At 73.9% G+C, this 18,537-nt stretch carries 17 protein-coding genes; 13 read left to right on the forward strand and 4 right to left on the reverse strand.

The window, feature by feature from the left end:
* The coding region (locus ABZ192_RS20960) for a thiazolylpeptide-type bacteriocin (protein ID WP_356926046.1) at nt 1-96 on the forward strand (96 nt) is incomplete at its 5' end.
* 35 nt (nt 97-131) lie between these two features.
* On the forward strand, nt 132-305 hold the full coding sequence (locus tag ABZ192_RS20965; RefSeq protein ID WP_086563659.1) for a thiazolylpeptide-type bacteriocin: 174 nt from the start codon (nt 132-134) through the stop codon (nt 303-305).
* Nucleotides 306-406: 101 nt separating this feature from the next.
* On the opposite strand, the gene ABZ192_RS20970 is transcribed toward ABZ192_RS20965, so the two are convergent.
* On the reverse strand, nt 407-1,003 hold the full coding sequence (locus tag ABZ192_RS20970) for a hypothetical protein (RefSeq protein WP_356925947.1): 597 nt from the start codon (nt 1,001-1,003) through the stop codon (nt 407-409).
* Between the two features lie 307 nt (nt 1,004-1,310).
* Here ABZ192_RS20970 and ABZ192_RS20975 point away from each other — a divergent pair, with 307 nt between their 5' ends.
* The 6 genes from ABZ192_RS20975 to ABZ192_RS21000 are packed head-to-tail and all read left to right on the forward strand — an operon-like array spanning nt 1,311 to nt 11,546.
* Nucleotides 1,311-2,387: a hypothetical protein gene (locus tag ABZ192_RS20975; RefSeq protein WP_356925948.1), complete on the forward strand. Its 1,077-nt coding sequence runs from the start codon at nt 1,311-1,313 to the stop codon at nt 2,385-2,387.
* Nucleotides 2,384-4,996, forward strand: a complete 2,613-nt coding sequence (locus ABZ192_RS20980) for a lantibiotic dehydratase (protein WP_356925949.1) — start codon at nt 2,384-2,386, stop codon at nt 4,994-4,996. The genes ABZ192_RS20975 and ABZ192_RS20980 overlap by 4 nt, the downstream gene beginning before the upstream one ends.
* Nucleotides 4,993-7,095 carry a hypothetical protein gene (locus tag ABZ192_RS20985; protein ID WP_356925950.1) on the forward strand — a complete coding sequence of 701 codons (2,103 nt, stop codon included), beginning with the start codon at nt 4,993-4,995 and terminating at the stop codon, nt 7,093-7,095. The genes ABZ192_RS20980 and ABZ192_RS20985 overlap by 4 nt, the downstream gene beginning before the upstream one ends.
* Complete coding sequence (locus tag ABZ192_RS20990; protein ID WP_356925951.1) at nt 7,082-8,995, forward strand: TOMM precursor leader peptide-binding protein; 1,914 nt, start codon at nt 7,082-7,084, stop codon at nt 8,993-8,995. Before ABZ192_RS20985 ends, ABZ192_RS20990 begins: the two co-directional genes overlap by 14 nt.
* Nucleotides 8,992-10,551, forward strand: a complete 1,560-nt coding sequence (locus ABZ192_RS20995) for a nitroreductase family protein (RefSeq protein ID WP_356925952.1) — start codon at nt 8,992-8,994, stop codon at nt 10,549-10,551. The genes ABZ192_RS20990 and ABZ192_RS20995 overlap by 4 nt, the downstream gene beginning before the upstream one ends.
* A 38-nt stretch (nt 10,552-10,589) precedes the next feature.
* A complete protein-coding gene (locus ABZ192_RS21000; RefSeq protein ID WP_356925953.1) occupies nt 10,590-11,546 on the forward strand; it encodes a thiopeptide-type bacteriocin biosynthesis protein in 957 nt (318 codons plus the stop codon).
* A gap of 78 nt (nt 11,547-11,624) precedes the next feature.
* On the opposite strand, the gene ABZ192_RS21005 is transcribed toward ABZ192_RS21000, so the two are convergent.
* The 3 genes from ABZ192_RS21005 to ABZ192_RS21015 all read right to left on the reverse strand — a co-directional run bounded on the left by ABZ192_RS21005 (nt 11,625) and on the right by ABZ192_RS21015 (nt 14,075).
* Entirely contained in the window at nt 11,625-12,149 is a 525-nt protein-coding gene (locus ABZ192_RS21005) for a YceI family protein (protein ID WP_356925954.1), read from the reverse strand.
* Between the two features lie 97 nt (nt 12,150-12,246).
* Entirely contained in the window at nt 12,247-13,080 is an 834-nt protein-coding gene (locus ABZ192_RS21010) for an ABC transporter permease (protein WP_356925955.1), read from the reverse strand.
* Entirely contained in the window at nt 13,077-14,075 is a 999-nt protein-coding gene (locus ABZ192_RS21015; RefSeq protein WP_356925956.1) for an ABC transporter ATP-binding protein, read from the reverse strand. The genes ABZ192_RS21010 and ABZ192_RS21015 overlap by 4 nt, the downstream gene beginning before the upstream one ends.
* A 299-nt stretch (nt 14,076-14,374) precedes the next feature.
* On the opposite strand from ABZ192_RS21015, the gene ABZ192_RS21020 reads away from it, so the two are divergent.
* The 5 genes from ABZ192_RS21020 to ABZ192_RS21040 all read left to right on the forward strand — a co-directional run bounded on the left by ABZ192_RS21020 (nt 14,375) and on the right by ABZ192_RS21040 (nt 18,529).
* Nucleotides 14,375-15,634 carry an FAD-dependent monooxygenase gene (locus tag ABZ192_RS21020; RefSeq protein ID WP_356925957.1) on the forward strand — a complete coding sequence of 420 codons (1,260 nt, stop codon included), beginning with the start codon at nt 14,375-14,377 and terminating at the stop codon, nt 15,632-15,634.
* Between the two features lie 345 nt (nt 15,635-15,979).
* Nucleotides 15,980-16,603, forward strand: a complete 624-nt coding sequence (locus ABZ192_RS21025) for a glycoside hydrolase family 11 protein (protein WP_356926047.1) — start codon at nt 15,980-15,982, stop codon at nt 16,601-16,603.
* 2 nt (nt 16,604-16,605) lie between these two features.
* Nucleotides 16,606-17,313 carry a polysaccharide deacetylase family protein gene (locus ABZ192_RS21030; RefSeq protein ID WP_356925958.1) on the forward strand — a complete coding sequence of 236 codons (708 nt, stop codon included), beginning with the start codon at nt 16,606-16,608 and terminating at the stop codon, nt 17,311-17,313.
* 95 nt (nt 17,314-17,408) lie between these two features.
* Nucleotides 17,409-17,969, forward strand: a complete 561-nt coding sequence (locus ABZ192_RS21035) for a hypothetical protein (protein WP_356925959.1) — start codon at nt 17,409-17,411, stop codon at nt 17,967-17,969.
* Nucleotides 17,966-18,529 carry a hypothetical protein gene (locus ABZ192_RS21040; protein ID WP_356925960.1) on the forward strand — a complete coding sequence of 188 codons (564 nt, stop codon included), beginning with the start codon at nt 17,966-17,968 and terminating at the stop codon, nt 18,527-18,529. The genes ABZ192_RS21035 and ABZ192_RS21040 overlap by 4 nt, the downstream gene beginning before the upstream one ends.
* Nucleotides 18,530-18,537 lie beyond the last annotated feature (8 nt).

Consider the following 18,537-nt stretch of genomic DNA (forward strand, 5'->3'; position numbering starts at 1 on the left):
GACGTCACCGACGGCGTCGCCCTGCCGGAGATGGGCGCCTCCAGCGGCTCGATCGGCACCTCCTCCTCGTCGTCCAGCACCTGCTCGGCCTGCTGACCCACCCTCACCACGGATTCCCGGAAGGATTCGACATGAGCACCGACGGCATCAAGAACCAGGACGTGGACCAGGCGTTCGAGGGCTTCGACGCGGACGAGCTGGAGACGCTCGACGTCACCGACGGCGTCGCCCTGCCGGAGATGGGCGCCTCCAGCGGCTCGATCGGCACCTCCTCCTCGTCGTCCAGCACCTGCTCGGCCTGCTGAGCCCGCGTGACCGCTTGAGCACGACAGCGTGAACGCAGAAGGATGCGCCTGCCCGGCCTCGGCCGGTCGGGCACATCCTTGCGTTCGGGCAGTGGGGGACGTCAGCCGCGCACGGCCAGGTGGTACGACGAGGCCCACAGCACCACCGCGCTGCTCAGCCCGACCACGATCCGCACGGTCTCGCTCGACAGGCCGGCGGCGACGAGGACGAAGCCGACGACCGCGACGGCCGTCAGCAGCGCCGCCGTCCACCGGTACTGCCACTGGTCGTACAGCCGGGCGAGCGGAAAGAAGTGCAGTCCGACGACGAGGGCGATGCCCGCCGGGACGGCCTCGGCGTGTCCCGAGGCGTTGGACACGGCGATGACGGCGAAGATGGCCACCAGCTCGACGGAGTTGACGATGCCCACGCCACGCGCCCAGTTCGCCGGCAGGCTCACCATGCGGGGCGAGGGCGAGGCGCCCTGGCGGTACCCCAGGTAGATCGCCACCGCCGTGAGCACGAGCGCCGCCACCTCGATACCCAGCGGGACGACGTCCGTCGCCGAACCGGTCCCGGAGGCCGCCGCGACGGCCCACACCAGGGCGAACACGGAGAGCACGAGAACTCCCCTGCGGCGCAGGTTACGGGTGAGGGCGAGGCACTCGGCGTCCGTCGCGGAAGGGGTGGGGGGCGTTGTGGGGGACGTAGATGTCACTCGCGGAGAATACACCGGCCCATCCGCCTTCTTGGCGGTTTTCGGCCAGCCCTCCGACGCCCCTGAAACGGAATAGAACATTCCGATCACTCGGCTCCGGCCGAGCGTCACGGAAACGATGACGTATGTAAGCGCCGGACCGTTTTCCCTTCCGACTCGAATTTCCGGCGCCAATGATGTGACTCACGTTCTCGAATTCATTGCGGTACTTCTCGGAAGGTGAAAGGACATGGGGGTTGACGCTCCGGAGCGCATTGCCGTGAGGCCGGATTCCGCCGGCCTGACGGGGGTGCGGCTCCATACCCGGATGCCGGTGACACCGGCCTGGCTGGCGCGGCACGTCGTCCCGGTCGCCCGCGAACTGGGCGAGCGGGGCGTACCCGGCGTACAGGTGCGGCGTGGCTGGTTGCACGGACCGCACGTCGACGTGCTCGCCCCGGTCGGGGCGGGGGCGCCCGGCGGTGCCGTCGACTGGGCGGGGATCGAGGCCCGGCTGGACGCCGGCCCCCTCGACCCGGCCCGGGCGCTGACCGAGGAGGTGTACCTGGAGCAGGCCCGGGAGTTCGGCCGGCTCGAAGCGGTGGAGCCCCCGTACCTGCCGCTGCGCGAGCACGGCGCGGTGCTGCACGTCGCCCCCGGCGACCCCGCGCTGCGCTCCCGGGAGCCACGCCTGGACGCCCTGCGGACCGTGGTGTACGGCGCCCTCGCGACGCCGGTGCTGTCCACGATCGAGGACCTGGCCGAGGACCCGGGCAGCGGCACGGTCCGCCTCGCGGAGGCGTTCGCCGCCCTGGTCGACACCCATGCGCTCGGACCGGCCTACGGGGTGTTCTCGCCCCGGTCGCACGTGGAGGCGTTCCTCGCCTGGGCGGCTCCGCGCAAGGACATGCGCCCCGTCTTCCAGGAGCGCCTCGCCAAGGAGGCACCCCGGCTCCGCGAGGTCGTCGAACAGCGGCTGAGCGGCGCGGTGTCCCCGGCGGCCGCCCGGTGGCGCACCGCGTTCGCCTACGGCGCCGGGGTCCTGGACCACGCCGTCGCCACGAGCGCCCTCACCCCGGACCTGCTGGACTCCGTCACCGACGGCGTCGACCGCAGCCGGATGGGCCCGCCCGGGGCGGAGACGGCGGTGCCGCGCGGCGAGCAGCCGGACACCGATTTCCACCGGACCGTGCACGGTTCCGGGGCGATCAGCACCCCGTCCCCGTTCTTCGCCGCCTACCGCCTGCTGACGAACCTCTTCTACCAGCAGCTCCCCCTGCTCACGGTCTCGCCGATGCAGCGCTACTACATGTGCTTCGCCCTGGCCGAGACGGTGGACGAGGTGCTCGGCAGCAGCTGGCGGGAGCGCCTCACCACCACGGAACCGACGGGAGCCACGCGATGACCAGCCCCGAGCCCCAGTGGTTCCTGCGCGTCAACCCGCTGCGCAGGGCCCGCCTCGCCGACCCGGAACAGCGCCGCCTGCTGGATGAACTCGCCTGCGCCGAAGCCGAGTTGGCGGAAGCCGCCGAGGTGTGCTCGCAGGAGCTGTACGAGCGGATCGGCGCGGCCGCCTCGGACACCGAGCGCCGCGAGCTCATCGCCCTGCGCCGCGCCATCCACAACGGCCGCGGCCCCAAGAAGACGCCCGAGGGCCCGGAGGCGACCCCCTCGGTGACCCGCTGGCTGGCCGCGCACGCCGGGCGGGAGCGGCTGCGCGCCGCGATCACGGCGGGCTATCCCGCCGCGGCCGACCGCGAACGCACGGTCCTGGCAGCCCTGTTGGGCGACGGCGACCTGCTGCGTTCCCTCGCCCTCGTCGCGCCCGAGGTGCACCAGGAGGCCGAGCGCTACCGCGCCGCGGTCGAGGGCCCGGGCAAGGTGTCCGCCCGCACCCGCAAGTCGGAGCGCGGACTGATCCAGTACGTGACCCGGGCGATGGTGCGCACCAGCCCGCTGTCCCGGTTCACCGCGGTGGGCATCGCCGAACCGGCCCCGGCCGGCGACCCGGAGGCCGTGCGCCCCGGCGAGGTGCCCTTCACCGGCGCGCGGGCCGTGCCGGGCCTGGACCGGGTCATGCTGCACTACGTGCTCGGCGGCCTGCCCGCCGACGGCACGGACCTCGCGGGCCTGTGGGTGGGGATGCCGCCGACCTCGGCGCCCGACCCGGAGACGGGCAAGCTGTACTTCCTGAAGTTCTCCGACCAGGGCATGCACCGCCTCGCCGTGCCGCTCGACGGGCCCGTGGGCGATCTGCTCGACGCGCTGTCCATGGGGCCGCGCAGGTTCCCGGCGGTCGTCGCCCACGTCGCCCGCCGGGCCGGCTGCCCCGCCGAGGAGGCCGAGCGGCGCGTCCGGCAGGCCCTGCACCAGGGCGTGCTGTGCACCTTCGGCCGGCCCGAGGAGCAGACCGCCGCCGGCGACTACGACGACCTGCTGACGCTGCCCGAGTCCGAACAGCGGCCCGGCGTCCGGGAGCTGGCGGGCCGGGTGCGGGCCGGACTGCCCCGGGTGACCGAGGCGCCGGCCGCCGAGCGGGGTGCGCTGCTGGCGGAACTGCGCGGGGACCTCGGCCGGTTCAGCCAGGCGGTGGGCCGCCCGGCGCACATCACCGTCGAGGAGGACTACGTCATGCCGCCGCTGAAGGTGGCGGCCGCCGACTGGCACGCCCCGCTGGCCGACCTCGGCCCCGCGGTGGAGCTGCTGACGGTCTTCGACTGGCTGCACGACGTACGGGTCCTGATGACCGCCGCGTTCGTGGAGCGGTTCGGCGCCGGGGCGAACGTGCCGCTCGCCGAGCACGCCGCGTTCATCGTCGGGGAGGTCTCCCGGCGGGCCGCCGCGATGGCCGCCGTGTACGGGCCCGAGGGCACCGGGCAGGCCGCCGCGCTGTCCGGGATCGGACCGGCCGACGGCTGCCTGGAGCGCATGTACCTGCTGCGCCGCGAGCTGTCCGAGGAGGTGCACGCCCTCCTGACGAAAACGGCCCAGGCCGGTGAGGAGACCCTGAGGCTCACCGCGGGGGACGTCGCCGAACTGACCCGGTCGCTGCCCGACCGCTTCCGCAGCGACCCGCTGATCTACGGCGTGCTGCTCCAGCAGGCCGGCGACCAGCTCGTCCTCAACGACGGACTGCCGGGCCACGGCATGCTGTACGCGCGCTTCCTGGAGGCCGACCGCCGCCAGGGCGGCCACGCCCTGCCCCGCCTCGCCGATCACCTGCGGCGCTTCTACGGCCACGACGGCACCCGCCTCACCGAGGACCTGGGCCTGCACCGCCTCAACGTCAACGCGCACACGCCGGTACTGCCGGGCGGCCTCACCTCCGAGGACTGGTTCGGCCTGCGCCTCGCACACGACCCGGAGAGCGACACGCTGCGGGTGGAGGACGCCGACGGAGCCCCGCTGCGGGTGCTGCCGCTGGGCACGGGCCACCCCGGTCTGTTCCCGCCGCCGCTGTCGGTCGCCTCCGGCCTGGTGATCAGCGGCCGGCTCTTCAACAGCCTGCCGAACTCCTGGCACGCGGCGTCCCCGTGGGACGCCAAGCGGACCCGCGTCGCGCCGCGCATGGCGGTCGGCGACGTCCTCATCGGGCGGCGGCGCTGGTACGGCGGCGCCGAACTGGACACGGCCGTGGCCGCGGGGCCCGACGAACACGAGCGGCTCCTCGCGCTGACCGCGTGGCGGGCCCGGTACGGCGTCCCCGAAGAGGTCGTCATCAAGTCGGCGCCGGAGGACGAGGGCCCGCTGTCGGTCGGCGCCCCCGACGTCCAGTCCAAGCGCCTCCAGCAGAAGCCGCAGTACGTCGATCTGTCCAGCGCGCTCGCGGTGCGGGTCCTGCCGCGGATGCTGGAGCGCCGCGGGGCCGGTACGAGCTACCTGGAGGAGGCCCTGCCCGGCGTCACGGACGGCACGCACGCGACGGAGTGGGTGCTGGAAGTGGGGCGCAGGGCCGGGGGGCGGTTCGTGTACGACCCGGTGAACAACGGCGAAGCGGAAGGGGTCCGGCCGTGACAGTGACCGATCTGGACAGGAGCCTGGCGGGGACGGTCCGCGCCGCGGTGCTCAAGGCCCGGCCCGGGCTGCACTACGCGCCCGTGCCGGGGGGTGTCTACTTCAGCGGGACACGCGGACAGTTCGTGCTGCGCGGCTCGGAGCTGCTGTACGCGGTGGCGGACGGCTGCGTACCACTGCTCCGGGCCGGCACGACGGAGGACGCCCTGGTCGCCGGGTTCGGCACCGAGCGGGCCCGGCCGGCGGTACGGCACCTGCTCGCCCAGCTCCGCGAGAACGGCCTGCTGCTGGACCCGGCCGCGCTCACCGAGCCGGAGCCGCCGGCCGAGGTGGCCGCCCGCCACGCCGGCACGCTGGCGCGTCTCACCGCCCGCCTCGACGACCCGTACGCGGCGTTCGCCCGCCTGCGCCGTGCCCGGGTACGACTGCACGGCCCCGAGACGGCGACCGCTCCGGCCCTGCGCGGACTGCGCCGGGCGGGCGTGACCGACGTGACGGCGACCACCGTCCCCGACACGTCGAGGCCCCTGGTCCCCGTCTGCGACCCCGCGATGTTCGCCGACCCCTCGCTGCTGTCCGGCGGCGGCTCCGTAGGCGGCCCAGGGCCCCTGATCCCCGCCGGCACCCCGGCGACCCACGGCCCAGGTACCGCAAACCCCGTCGGCGACCCGACGGCGCGCACACCCGAAACCCTGACCCCCGCCGGCGACCCGGCGGCGCGCACACCCCAGACCCTGACCCCCGCCGGCGACCCGGCGGCACACGAACCCACCACCACGACCCCCGCCGGCGACCCGGCGCGGCACGGGCCCACCACCACAACTCCCGTCGGCGACCCGGCGCGGCACGGCCCAGGTATCGGCAATCCCGTCGGCGACCCGGCGGTGTACGGATTCGGTGCTGGAGCTCCCGTCGGCGAACCGGCGGTGACAGCATCCGGAGGAACCGAGGGCGTGCCGCGGGTCGTCGTCGAGTTCCTCGACGGTGACCGGGCCTGGACCGAGCAGGACGGAACGTTGCACGTGCCCGTGCTGCTCGGTCCCGGGCCGGTGCTCGTCGGGCCCGTCGGTGTGGCGCCCGGCGTCTGGGAGGACTTCCGGGACCGGGCCAGGGCCTGGGCGGACGCCGAGGGCGTCGAACCGGCGACCGGGCCCGTCGCCCACGCCCTCGCGGGAGCCCTCGCCGCACAGCTCCTGACCGACACCCTCACGGGTGTCGCGGAGTCCGGTGAGGCCCATGTCGTCCACGGCCCCGATCTGACGGCCGACCGCGTCACCGTCACGGGCGCCCCCGTGCACGAAGCGGTCGCCGTCCGTCTCGGCGACGCCCCCGCCGAGCCCCTCCCCGCACCGGAGGCCGCGCTCGAGGCCGCCGGTGTCCTCACCGCCCGCTGGACCGGCCTGTTCGCCTCCGCGCGGGGCGAGCACCTGCCGCAGATGCCCCTCGCCCTGCGCGCGGCGGAGCACCGGGCCGACCGCACGGGCACGGTCACCGCCTGGGCCGCCCACCAGGAGACGGCGACCATCGCCGCCGCCCTGGCCGCCCTGCGCGACCGCGCCACCGGCACACCCGGCACCCCGGCGGCGGGCCTCACCCAGGAGCACTGGCTGCTCGACGGCGCCCTGCGTCACCTCGCGGGGGACCAGCAGGCCTTCGTCCCCGACGCGGACGCCCCGCTGCACGCCGAAGGCCGGCGCATCCGCGCCGAGTTGCGGTCGCTGCTCGGCGGCACCGCCGCCCTGCTCACCGTGGCCCGGTACCCCGGTGTCGGCTGGCCGCTGGCCCAGGTCACCGTCGACGGGCGGCCGCTCGGCGCCGGCTGGGGCCCGACCCCCGCCGAGGCCACGTACGCCGCCCTGTGCACGGCACTCGCCGCCGCCCAGACCGGCGGCACGGCCGGCCGGCTCTCCACCGACGCCCTGCTGACCGCGGACGACACCGCACGGGCCGCGCTGCGGGAGCAGCTCACCGCGCTCAACGGCTACCGGGGGCAGCCCCGCCGCACCGACCCGGTGCTCGGCGAACTCCCCTTCTGGCACGGCCCGGTGACCGTCCCGACCGACCGCACCGCCGAGGAGTCCGCCGATGCCGACCACTGACCCGACCACCGCGGTGCACGCCGGTCCCGCCCTGCACCCGACGGCGCACGACGACTGGCTGCCCGCCCTCGCCCCACTGGCCCGCGCGAGCGGGGCCACCGTCTCCGTCAACCTCGGCTGGGACCTGGCCTGGGAGCGCGACCGCCTCGTACAGGCGCGTGGACCGCACCTGTCCGTGCGGGTGTACGACGACGAGGTGATGGTCGGCCCGCTGTGGATGCCGGGCACCACCTCCGGCTGTGCCGCCTGCGCCGAGGTACGCGAGCGCACCGTCCTCGACCACCCCCTCGTGGGCGACCTCACCCAGGCCACGCGGGTCCCCGCCGCCCCCGCCCCCGTCCTGCCCGACCTGCTGCGCACCGGCCTCGAGCACCTGGCGGGCCGCCCCCTCGCACCCGGCGAGGCCTACTCGGTGACCGTCCGGGGCACCCGCCGGCACCGCATCGCCCGCAGCTTCCACTGCCCGGTCTGCGGCCCGTCCCCCGAGGACCTGGTGAGCACCGGCCCCCCGGCGCCCCGTCCCCTGCGCTCCCGGCCCGCCGTACCCGGGGACGCGACGCGCACCGCGGCGAGCCGTCTCGTCGAGCCCGGTTTCCTGCGGGACCGGCTCGTGGACGACCGCTTCGGGCCGGTGCGCGCGATCCTGCGCGAGTCGCACGCCCCGTTCGCGATGAGCATGGCGGTCGTCGCGGACGCCCCGGCGATGGGCCACGGCAGGGCGCGTACGTTCGCGGAGACCGAACCGGTCGCCGTCCTGGAGGCGTACGAGCGGCTCGGCGGCTACCCGTACGACATCCCCCTGGTCACCGGCCGCTCCTACCGCGAGGTCGCCGGGCAGGCCGTGGACCCGGGCAGCCTCGGCCGCTACACCGCCGAGCAGCTCGCCCATCCCACCAGCAGGGCCACGCCGTTCACGGACGACACCCCGATGGACTGGGCCTGGGGCCACGACCTGGCCGACGGCACACCCCTGCTGGTCCCGGCCGACCACGCCTTCTACCAGTACGAGTACGCCTTCCGCCGCGACCGGCGCGCCGCCCGCGTGGCCGGTGCCGCGCACCGCAGGCACTACTTCTTCGACTGCTCCAGCGGCTGCGCGGTCGGCGCCAACTACGAAGAGGCCGCCCTGCACGCCCTGTTCGAACTGGCGGAGCGGGACGCGTTCCTGACGTCCTGGTACCGGGCGCGCCCGCTCCCCCACGTCCCGGTCTCCACGCTCGCCGATCCCACGAGCCGGGCCATGGTCGAACTGATCAGGGCCCGCGGTTACGACGTCCATCTCCTGGTCGCCACCCGGGACATCGGCCTGCCGGTGGTGTGGGTGATCGCCGTGAACGAGAAGGATCCCTTCCCGGCGACCTTCTCCTCGGCCGGTTCCGGGGCCGAGCCCGAGTCCGCGATCCGCGGCGCCCTGCGCGAGGTCGCCCAGCTGGTCACGAACCCGGTCGACTGGACCCGCGAGCAGGTCGAGCGGATGGTCGAGGACCCGTGGCGCGTGGAGGAACTGGAGGACCACGTCCGGTTCTCCTCCATTCCCGAGACCCGCGACCGTGCCCTGGCCGGACTCGGCGGCCCGGCCGTCACGCTCGACGAGGCGTTCCCCGACTGGCCGGGCCGACTGGAGCGCGCCGCGCACGGCGATGTGCGCGAGACCCTGCGGTACGTGGCCTCGCTCTTCGCCGACGCGGGCCTGGACCGGATCGTCGTCGTCGACCAGACCAGCCGGGAGCACGCCGACGCCGGCATCGCGGTCGCCCGCGCCGTGGTCCCCGGCATCGTGCCGATGTGCTTCGGCCACGCCCAGCAGCGCCTGGACGGCCTGCCCCGGCTCCGCGCCGCCCTGCGCGGCACGGGCCAGGAGCACCGGGCGATCCCCTACGACCCCCACCCGTTCCCGTGACGGCCCCCGCCGAGACCTGGGTACGGCGCGCCCCGGTCGACCTCCCGGGCCCCGAGGGCGACAACAGCATCGCCCGCGAGCCCCTGTGGTACGCCTACGGTGCCGGGGACGACCGCCCGGAACCACCGCCGTGGACCTGGGCGAGCACCCCGCCCCCCGACGCCCACGTGCCGCCCCCGCCCCCGCGCCCGGCGGGGCCGGCGACCCTGCTGCCGACGGGCACGACCGACCGCCTGTCGGCCCTGCCGTACCCGCAAGTCCCAGCGCCCGGCCCTGCCACACCGGACGCCCTGCTGCACGCCCTGACGGCGACGTTCGCCCCGCTGCGCCGTGAACCGGAGAACCCCTACAACGAGCACCGCCCCTACGCCTCACCGCGCTGCCTCTTCCCCGTCCACGCCTTCGCGGGCGACGACGGGGCCTGGCGCCTCCTGGAACCCACCCACCACACCCTCACGGGCCCCGGCACGGGCACCCCCACCCGTATCGCCCTGACCGGCCGCTACACGTCGATCCCGCTGGCGTACCAGTGGTTCCGGGGCTCACTGGTGGCGATCGAGACGGGCATGGTGCTGCGTGCGCTCAGCCTGGGCCTGGAGCTCTTCGGGGTGCCGGCGACGCTCACGCCCCCGACCGAGTCCGGCCCGGACCTGCTGCGCGAACTGGGCGTGGAGCACACCTGGGAGTGGTCTCTGCCGTGGCTGGTCGACGTGGGCGAGCCACATCCCCCGACAGACCGGCCGTCTTTGCAAGAGACCCCGGCCCCTGCGGATGATCCGTCCCTCAGCCATGTGATCCACGTCAACAGACGTGCCTCCAGGGGCGCGGGGCAGCATTCGATATGCGGCTACCGCCGCGTGGGCGCGACAAGCCACAACACACCTGCACCTTTCACCACAGCCGTACCCCCCACCCTCCCCCCTTCCCCTCACACCCCCACCTGGTCGGAACTCCTCTGGCACCGCCACTCCGGCCGCATGCCGAGATCCCTGCACGGCATGGACTCGGCCCGGTGCCGCACCCCCCTGCCCACCCGAGCCCTGACCACCGCCCTGGCCTGGCTGGGCGTCCCCCCACCGCACCCGACCCTCGCCGCCGCCTTCGACGCGGTCACCGTCACCGCGGTCGTCCAGCACATCGACGGCCACACGCCCGGCGTCCACCGCGTCCACCACGGCACCGCACACCTGCTCCGCGAAGACCCCACCGCCCCGGCCGGCCTGGAGGCCAACTACGGCTACGGCCTGACGCCGGTCAACGGCTGCGGCATCGCCAATGCCCCCCTCACCGTCTTCTTCTCGGTCCGCCCCCGCGAGCTGTTCGCCCGCTTCGGCCCCGCCGGCTGGAGCGCCGCCCAGCACGCCTGCGGCTGGGCGGTCCACGGACTGTGTCTCGCCGCGGCCGCCGAAGGCCTCTTCGCCCGGCCGGTCCGGGCGTTCAAGGAGATCCAGACCAAGGAGGTCGTCGCCCTGGACGAGGACGAGACGATCGTCCTGTCCGCTGTGGTCGGCGTACCGCGCGAGACCGGGGGTGCCGTGCTGGACCTGCGCACGTAAGGCCCTGGAACAGCCCCACCGACCGACAAGGAACGCGTATGCCCACCACCGCACCGCACGACTGGAGCGCCTGGCACCTGCACCTCGCCACCACGGCCCGCAGCGCTCACGACCGGGTCCTGACCGACGTCATCGGCCCGACGGTCGGCGAACTGCCGCCCGGCACGCCCTGGTTCTTCATCCGCTACTGGCAGTCGGGCCCTCACCTGCGGCTGCGGATCGCCGGCCTGTCCCCGGACGCGTACGCGCGCGCGGAGCAGGCCCTGCGCGACCGGCTCGCCGTCGCGGGCCGGCTCGCGCCCGGCGAGGAACCGCTGGCACGGGAGACCTACCAGGAGGGCGCGGCCCGGCTCGCCGCCGCCGGCGAGACCGGTGTCAACGCCACCGTCCAGGCGCTGCTGCCGCCCGGCGTGCACCGCGCCGACTACGACCCCGAGTACGAGCGCTACGGCGGCCGCACGCTGATGCCTGCCGCCGAGGCCCTCTTCCACCGCTCCAGTGAACTCGCCTTGCGGCTGGCCCCGCTCGTCACGAGTGAGGCGCGGCGCGCCCGGCTCGCCCTGCGCGGCACGCTGTCCGCCGCCGTCGCCCTCGGCGGCCCGGCCGAGCGCGCCCACTACTTCGCCCGGGGCCGGGACGCCTGGCAGGCGTGGGCGCGCGACGCCGGGCACCCGGGCGAGCTGCTCGAGAGGATCACCGAGGTCGACCAGGACCCGGCCGCGACGGGCGTCTCACCGGACGCCCATGGGCCGTTCACCGACTGGTACGAGGCCCTGACCGCCCACGCGGCCGAGATCCGGCGCCACTCGCCGGTCCATCCCGGCATGATCCTCTTCTCGCACGCCCACATGCTCCACAACCGTCTCGGCCTGAGCATGCTGGAGGAACTGCGCACCTACGCCTGGCTGTCCCACGTCTTCCCGGCGGCCCCGGTAGCGGCCCGGTCATCCGGCCCGGCGTCCACGTCCGCCCCCGACCCGGCCCCCACGGGGTGAATCCCCCGCCCCCGTGGGCGCCCACGCGAGAGGCCCGGCCGGAATCCCCTCACCGGCCGGGCCTCTCGGCGTGCCCGCTCATCCCTCCCGTACGAACTCGGCCCGCACCCGCACCCGCAGTTCCGCTCCGACCAGGCCGCGCATGCCGCCGACCCCGCACGCGTGCCGGTCGACCAGGGCGCCGGCCCGTACGACGGCCCGCTCACCCCGCACGGTCAGCTCGTCGACCGTGAACGTCACCGGCGTGGCACGGCCCTTGACCTCCAGCAGGCCGGCCAGGCCCAGGCCGTCCTCGTCAAGGAGTCGTTCCCCGGTGAGGCGCAGCTCGGGATAGCGCTCGGCGTCCAGGAAGCGCGGGCCGCGCACGGCCGTGTCCCGTTGCGGGTTGCCGCTCTCGAAGCCCGCCGCGCCGGCCGCGGCGTCGAGGCGGAGGAGCCCACCGTCCGTGCCGAGCTCGGCACGGCCCGAGCGCACCGGGACGGAACCCCGCACGGGCAGGAAGAAGAAGTGGCGGCCGGTGAACTCCACGGTGGAGCCGGCCGGTTCGAGGCGCCAGGTCCCGCGGAGGGCGGGGTTCGGACGGGTGGTGTGGTCCACGGACATGGTGGGGCCCTTCTGATGGCCGGGAAGTGGGGGTCGGCGGCGAAGCGCCGAGGGGGCCTCCGGGAGGCCCCCTCGATGTCGTCGGGTCGCGTCGGCTCTACTCGGGGCGCGGGTCCCAGCGGAAGCTGCGTACGGCGATCAGGGCGCCGACGACGCCCCAGGCCGCCAGCACGGCCAGTTCCTTCCACTGGACGCCGGCGCCGTGCGCGAACGCCGCGAGCATGGCGTCGTTGAACGGCTTCACCGGCAGCACCCCGGCGATGGTGTTCATCACCTCGGAGTGGATCGGGAAGTAGCTGCCGGAGATGAACACCAGCGGGAACTGGATGAACTGCACGACCGCGGGCGCCGCTTCGGAGTTTCGGATCAGCGAGGCCACCCCGACGCCGAGGGCGCAGAAGCTGGCCGCGCCGAGCACCAGGGTGAGTGCGAGGACCGCCCATTCCGCCGGCCACTGCACGCCGTAGAGCCGTCCGACGCCGATCACCAGCGCCACGTCGACGACGCTGACGACGATGCAGTGCACGAGCAGGCCCGCGAAGTACACCCAGGCGGGCAGCGGGGTGGCGTGCAGCCGCTTGAGGACGCCGGTCTGCCGGCGCATGGCGAGGACGATCGCCAGCTGGCCGTAGCAGGCGCCCAGCACGGAGACGGCGGCGATGGTCGGCGTGTAGTACTCGAGGCCGCTCAGGCCGAAGAAGAAGTCCTGGCCCTCGCTGCCGGCGAACACGGCGCCGAAGACCGAGATGATCACGATCGGCAGGACGAAGGTGAACACCATCGACTGCGGGTTGCGCCAGAACGACAGCTGCTCGTAGCGGATCTGATGGACGAGCAGGGCGAGGGAGCCGCGTTCGTCGGGCCGCTCCCGCCCGGCGCGTGGGGCCCGACGTCCGGTGGCGGTGGTCGTGGGGGGCAGGGTGCTGGTCATCGGCTGCTCCGTCCGGGTCGGCGTCCTCGGCGCGCACGCGCCGCCGAGGACGGTGTGCGGTCCCGCCCGGTGGACGGGGACGAGGCGTCCTGCTGTACGTACGAGCTGGTCATCCCCAGGTAGACGTCCTCCAGGGTGGGCTGCTCGACGGTCAGCCGCTCCAGCGGTGTGCCCCGGTCCAGGGCCCAGGAGGTGAGCCGGTGCAGGGCGGCCGTCGGCTCCTTCGCCTCGGCTGTGACGAGACCGTCCTCGGCGTCGCTGACCGGGATCGGCACGTCGTCGATGGCAGCACCGGCCGGCAGCGCGAACCGGATCCGGGCGAGGGCGGTGTCCCGCCCGCCGATGGTGTCGGGCGGGCCCGTGGCGACGATCCGCCCGGCGGCGATGACGGCGACGGAGTCGGCCAGGGCCTGCGCCTCGTCCATGTAGTGGGTGGTCAGCAGGATGGTCGTGCCGGCGTCGCGCAGGCTCCGTACGACCTCCCAGGCCCCGCGGCGGGCGCCCGGGTCGAAGCCGGTGGTCGGCTCGTCGAGGAACAGCAGCTTCGGGTCGCCGATCACGCCGAGGGCGAGGTCGAGCCGCCGCTTCTGCCCGCCGGACAGGTCCTTGACCTTCGCGTCCCGCTTCTCCTGGAGCCCCACGAGGTCGATGACCTCGTCGACGCCGCGCGGGGCCGGGTAGTAGCCCGCGTTGCGGGCGATGGTCTCCCGCACCGACAGGTACGGCTCGACGGCGATGTCCTGGAGGACGAGGCCGATCTGCCCGCGCAGCACGCGCCCGTCCGCCTTGTCGCCGGGATCGCGGCCGAGGACCCGTACGTCACCGCCGTCGCGGTGCCGGAAGCCCTCCAGGATCTCCATGGTGGTGGTCTTGCCGGCGCCGTTCGGTCCGAGCAGGGCGAAGATCTCCCCCTCCTCGACGGTGAAGTCGACGCCGCGTACGGCCTCGTGGTCCCCGTACTTCTTGAGCAGGCCATCGACGGCCACCGCGGTCACCGCGGTCGCTCCACTCGTCGTTCGCGTGTCACGGCGTGCCTCCAGGTGTCGTGCGTCATGGGGTCGTCTTCTCCTGGAAGTTAGGGCCGGGCGGGGGCGCGGCAGCAGGGGTGACGGGGGTTTCGATGACGTCCGTCACGCAAGCGGCGACAGTTGTCAGCACGGCGGGGCGGGACGTTGCCGCCCGGTGGCGGGCGCCACATGCTCGGGACTCGACCGATGACAGTGCGTCCACGTCGACAGCGCGCACCACGGCGGTGCGCGGACGTGGCGCGAAGACCCGGAAGGCGGTCCCTGAGGTGCTGTTGGGCGAAGACACAGAAGGGCGGCGGCAGCCCGGGAACCCCGCGGGCCCGGCCGGCGGGGAGCGGCCGGTGGTCGCCGTCGTCGGCGCGGGCATCGGCGGACTGACCCTGGCGGGCGCGCTGACCGCGAACGGCACGCCGTACGTGATTCACGAACAGACCCGTGAACTGGCCGAGGTGGGGGCGGGCGTCCAGCTCTCCCCCAACGCCATCCGGCCCCTGCTGCGCCTCGGCCTCGGGCCGGCGCTGGAGGAGCACGCGGTGCGGATCGAGGCGATGGAGGTACGCGGCTGGAACGGTCGGCCCATCGCGCGCACGCCGCTCGGCGCGGAGTGCGAGCGCCTGTTCGCGGCGCCGTACCTGACGATCCACCGGGCGCATCTGCACGACGCGCTGCTGTCCCTGATCGACCGGGAGCGTCTCGGCCTCGGCCGGCGGCTGAGCGCGGCGCGCGAACTCCCGGACGGCGCGGGCGTCCGGCTCGCCTTCGACGACGGCACGGTCCGCGAGGCGGACGTGGTGGTCGGCGCGGACGGCATCCACTCCACGGTCCGTGAGACGCTGCGCCGCGACGAGCCGGTCTACTCGGGCCTCGGCATCTACCGCGGTCTGGTCCCGGTGGACGCGTTGCCGGCCGAGGCCCGCGAACGGCTGGTGCGGCTGTGGCTCGGCCCGGGCGGGCACTTCGTGTGTTACCCCGTCGCGTCCGGCGCGTACCTCAGCTACGCCGCGACCGTGCCGCTGCCCTCCGACGCCCCGCCCCGCGAGTCCTGGTCGCGGCCCGGCGACCCGGACGAGCTGCGGGCGGTCTTCGGTACGTGGACGGGCCTGGTGGCCGACATCGTCGACGCGGTCGAGTCGACCCACCAGTGGGCCCTGCACGACCGCCCGCCGCTGCGCACCTGGTCCACGAACCGCATCACCCTCCTCGGCGACGCGGCCCACCCCATGCTGCCGTTCATGGCCCAGGGCGCCAACCAGGCGATCGAGGACGCGATGGACCTGGCCGCCTGCCTGGCGGGAGCGCCGGTCCCGGCGATCCCGGAACGCCTGTCCCGCTACGAGTCCCTGCGCATCCCGCGCACCGCCGAGGTCCAGCGCGGCTCCCGCGGCAACGCGGGCATCCTCCACCTCCCCGACGGCCCCGCCCAGCGCCGCAGGGACGCCCACATGGCGGTCCACGCGGCCCTGCACGACCGGGCGGCGCTGTACGCCCACGAGACGGGGCGCAGTGTGGTGCCGGTGCCGGCGTGAGGACGTGATCCGGAGACCTGGTCCGAAAACCGTCCGAAACATTCGAGTACAGGAACCCTGCCCTCCGCACCACAAGGGCAGGGAACCCACCCACCTGACAGCCCTCCGGCCCACCAACTACCCACATAACTGGGCGAATTCCCCACGACTGCCCCACGACCGCCCCATCGCCGCCGACGAATATTTCGCAAGTCTCACCGAAACCATTGACAGTTGACAGGGCCCGGCCAACACTCCCGATGACACAGGCTCCCCATCGACCGACCCCCACGAGGACGAGGAGGAAGCACCCCCATGAAGAAGTCATCGAGCCGCTTACGGCTGCTCATCAGCAGCGCCTGCACCATGCTGCTGGTCGCCTTCGCCGCCATCGGCATGCCGGGCACCGCCCACGCCGACACGGTCATCACCCAGAACCGGACCGGCACCGACAACGGCTACTTCTACTCCTTCTGGACCGACGCCCCGGGCACGGTCTCCATGACGCTGTCCGCCGGCGGCAAGTACAGCACGTCATGGCGGAACACCGGCAACTTCGTCGCCGGCAAGGGCTGGAGCAACGGCGCCCGCCGCACCGTGAACTACTCCGGCACGTTCAACCCGTCCGGTAACGCCTACCTGACCCTCTACGGCTGGACGGCGAACCCGCTGGTCGAGTACTACATCGTCGACAACTGGGGCACGTACCGGCCCACGGGCCAGTACAAGGGCACCGTCACCAGCGACGGCGGTACGTACGACATCTACAAGACCACCCGGTACAACGCCCCGTCCGTCGAGGGCGTGCGGACCTTCGACCAGTACTGGAGCGTCCGGCAGTCCAGGAGGACGGGCGGCACCATCACGGCCGGCAACCACTTCGACGCCTGGGCCCGGGCCGGCATGCCCCTGGGCAACTTCAAGTACTACATGATCATGGCGACGGAGGGCTACCAGAGCAGCGGCAGCTCCACCATCACGGTGCGCTGACGATGGGAACCACACCACGGTCCCCGCTCCGCGCCCTGCTCACGAGGCTGACCGTCCTCACGGCGGCCGCGGCCGCCGCCCTCGCGGCCACCACCACGACAACCGCGACCGCCACCCCGTCCCGGGCCGAGGCCTGCACCGGATACGTCGGCCTCACCTTCGACGACGGCCCCTCCGGCAACACGACCGGGCTGCTCGACGCACTCCGCCGCAACGGGCTGCGGGCGACGATGTTCAACCAGGGCCAGAACGCCGCCGCCAACCCGTCCCTGGTGCGGGCCCAGGTGTCCGCCGGCATGTGGATCGGCAACCACAGCTACACCCACCCGCACCTGACCGGCCTGAGCCAGGCCCAGATCGACTCCGAGATCTCCCGGACCCAGCAGGCCATCGCCAACGCGGGAGGCGGCACACCGAGGCTGTTCCGCCCCCCGTACGGCGAGACCAACGCGACGGTGAAGTCGGTCGCGGCCCGTCACGGCCTGACCCAGATCATCTGGGACGTCGACTCCCGGGACTGGAACGGCGCGAGCACCGAAGCGATCGTCCAGGCCGCCGCCCGCCTCACCAACGGCCAGACCATCCTCATGCACGACTGGTCCGCCAACAGCCTCGCGGCGATCCCCCGCATCGCCCAGGGGTTGGCGGCCCGGGGCCTGTGCGCGGGGATGATCTCCCCGCAGACGGGGCGCGCGGTGGCCCCCGGCTGAGCGAACGGCGCGATGGCCTCCAGGGGCCATCGCGCCACCCGGGCAGGACCGGGCCGCACGGCCCGTTGTCAGTGCCCGCTCCTACGATGCGGCGCATGCCTGAATGGATGCATGTGCCCGGCCCGGTCCTGGAATCCGGCCGGCACGACGAGGTGAACCTCGTGTTCGCGCGCGGGATGACACCGGAGACGCTGGCCGAGGGGTTGCGCGAGCTGCGGCGGGAGCATCTGGTGGGCGGGGAGGCCGACGGGTGGGTGTGGGTCGTCCACGACATGTTCAACGCCGAGGTCGAGGACTACGACCCCGTGCCCTACGGGCGGATCTGCGCGGGCGCCGAGCTCGTCGTGTTCGTGACCGAGCCGTGCAGCGCGAAGGCCCACCCGCCGCATCTCGAGTACTACCGGGACGGGCGGCTGATCACCTGGTTCAGCTTCGAGGACCTGACGCAGCGGCTGGGGGACAACCCCGACTACCTGTCCGCCGAGTTGCTGGCCGCGAACCTGATCGGGCCGGACGCCGAGTGCGCGGAGGCGGACGATGCCCGGCACGACTGCTTCGACCACCACTACGAGGACCACGACCGCATCGTCAGGGCGGTCGCCGGGTTCTTCGCCCTGCCCTCGCCGCCGCTGTCCCCGGCGGTGACGGACCGATGACCTGGCTCGCTCCCGCCGCCTTCCTCACGTTCTGCCGGGGGATCCCCCTGGCCGGCCTCACCGGCTTCTTCAGCGAGGAGGGCCTGCCGCCCACGGGCTCCGGCACGACCGACGGCTGGGCCTGGCTGACGCACCACCCGGACACCACCCCCGACGGCGGCGCCGTCCAGCAGCTCGGCCAGTACATCACCGGCTTCCGGTACCAGGACCGCGTGCCCGACCAGAGCCATGTCGACATGGTGTTCCTGGCGTCCACGCCCGCCTGCTCGTGCGGCGACCGGTACGCGGTGCCCCACTGCGCCGAGCGCCCGTACCAGTTCGCCTACAGCCGCGGCGGCTTCGCCGTCTCGCTCTTCAACGTCGGCGCGCGTCGCGAGTCCCGCCGCTTCGGCAGCCAGGCCGACCTGTTCATACGGCAGTTCCTGGAGCAAGGGATCGTCGGCCGCACCACCCGGTACGACACCGACCCGGACTTCAACCCGGACGGCGCCCACACGATCCGCATCATCGCCGAGCACTTCGGGCTGCCGACCGCGCCCCTCGGGAGGGGAGGCGAGTAGGGCGCTCC

This window comes from Streptomyces sp. NPDC006235 (genome assembly GCF_040613735.1).
Classification (GTDB): Bacteria; Actinomycetota; Actinomycetes; order Streptomycetales; family Streptomycetaceae; genus Streptomyces.

Bases quoted from the DNA above. Each gene is read 5' to 3' on its own strand.
- ABZ192_RS20965 (WP_086563659.1), top strand. From the start codon at position 132: ATGAGCACCGACGGCATCAAGAACCAGGACGTGGACCAGGCGTTCGAG.
- ABZ192_RS20975 (WP_356925948.1), top strand. From the start codon at position 1,311: ATGCCGGTGACACCGGCCTGGCTGGCGCGGCACGTCGTCCCGGTCGCC.
- ABZ192_RS20980 (WP_356925949.1), top strand. From the start codon at position 2,384: ATGACCAGCCCCGAGCCCCAGTGGTTCCTGCGCGTCAACCCGCTGCGC.
- ABZ192_RS20990 (WP_356925951.1), top strand. From the start codon at position 7,082: ATGCCGACCACTGACCCGACCACCGCGGTGCACGCCGGTCCCGCCCTG.
- ABZ192_RS21000 (WP_356925953.1), top strand. From the start codon at position 10,590: ATGCCCACCACCGCACCGCACGACTGGAGCGCCTGGCACCTGCACCTC.
- ABZ192_RS21005 (WP_356925954.1), bottom strand. From the start codon at position 12,149: ATGTCCGTGGACCACACCACCCGTCCGAACCCCGCCCTCCGCGGGACC.
- ABZ192_RS21010 (WP_356925955.1), bottom strand. From the start codon at position 13,080: ATGACCAGCACCCTGCCCCCCACGACCACCGCCACCGGACGTCGGGCC.
- ABZ192_RS21025 (WP_356926047.1), top strand. From the start codon at position 15,980: ATGCTGCTGGTCGCCTTCGCCGCCATCGGCATGCCGGGCACCGCCCAC.
- ABZ192_RS21030 (WP_356925958.1), top strand. From the start codon at position 16,606: ATGGGAACCACACCACGGTCCCCGCTCCGCGCCCTGCTCACGAGGCTG.
- ABZ192_RS21035 (WP_356925959.1), top strand. From the start codon at position 17,409: ATGCCTGAATGGATGCATGTGCCCGGCCCGGTCCTGGAATCCGGCCGG.
- ABZ192_RS21040 (WP_356925960.1), top strand. From the start codon at position 17,966: ATGACCTGGCTCGCTCCCGCCGCCTTCCTCACGTTCTGCCGGGGGATC.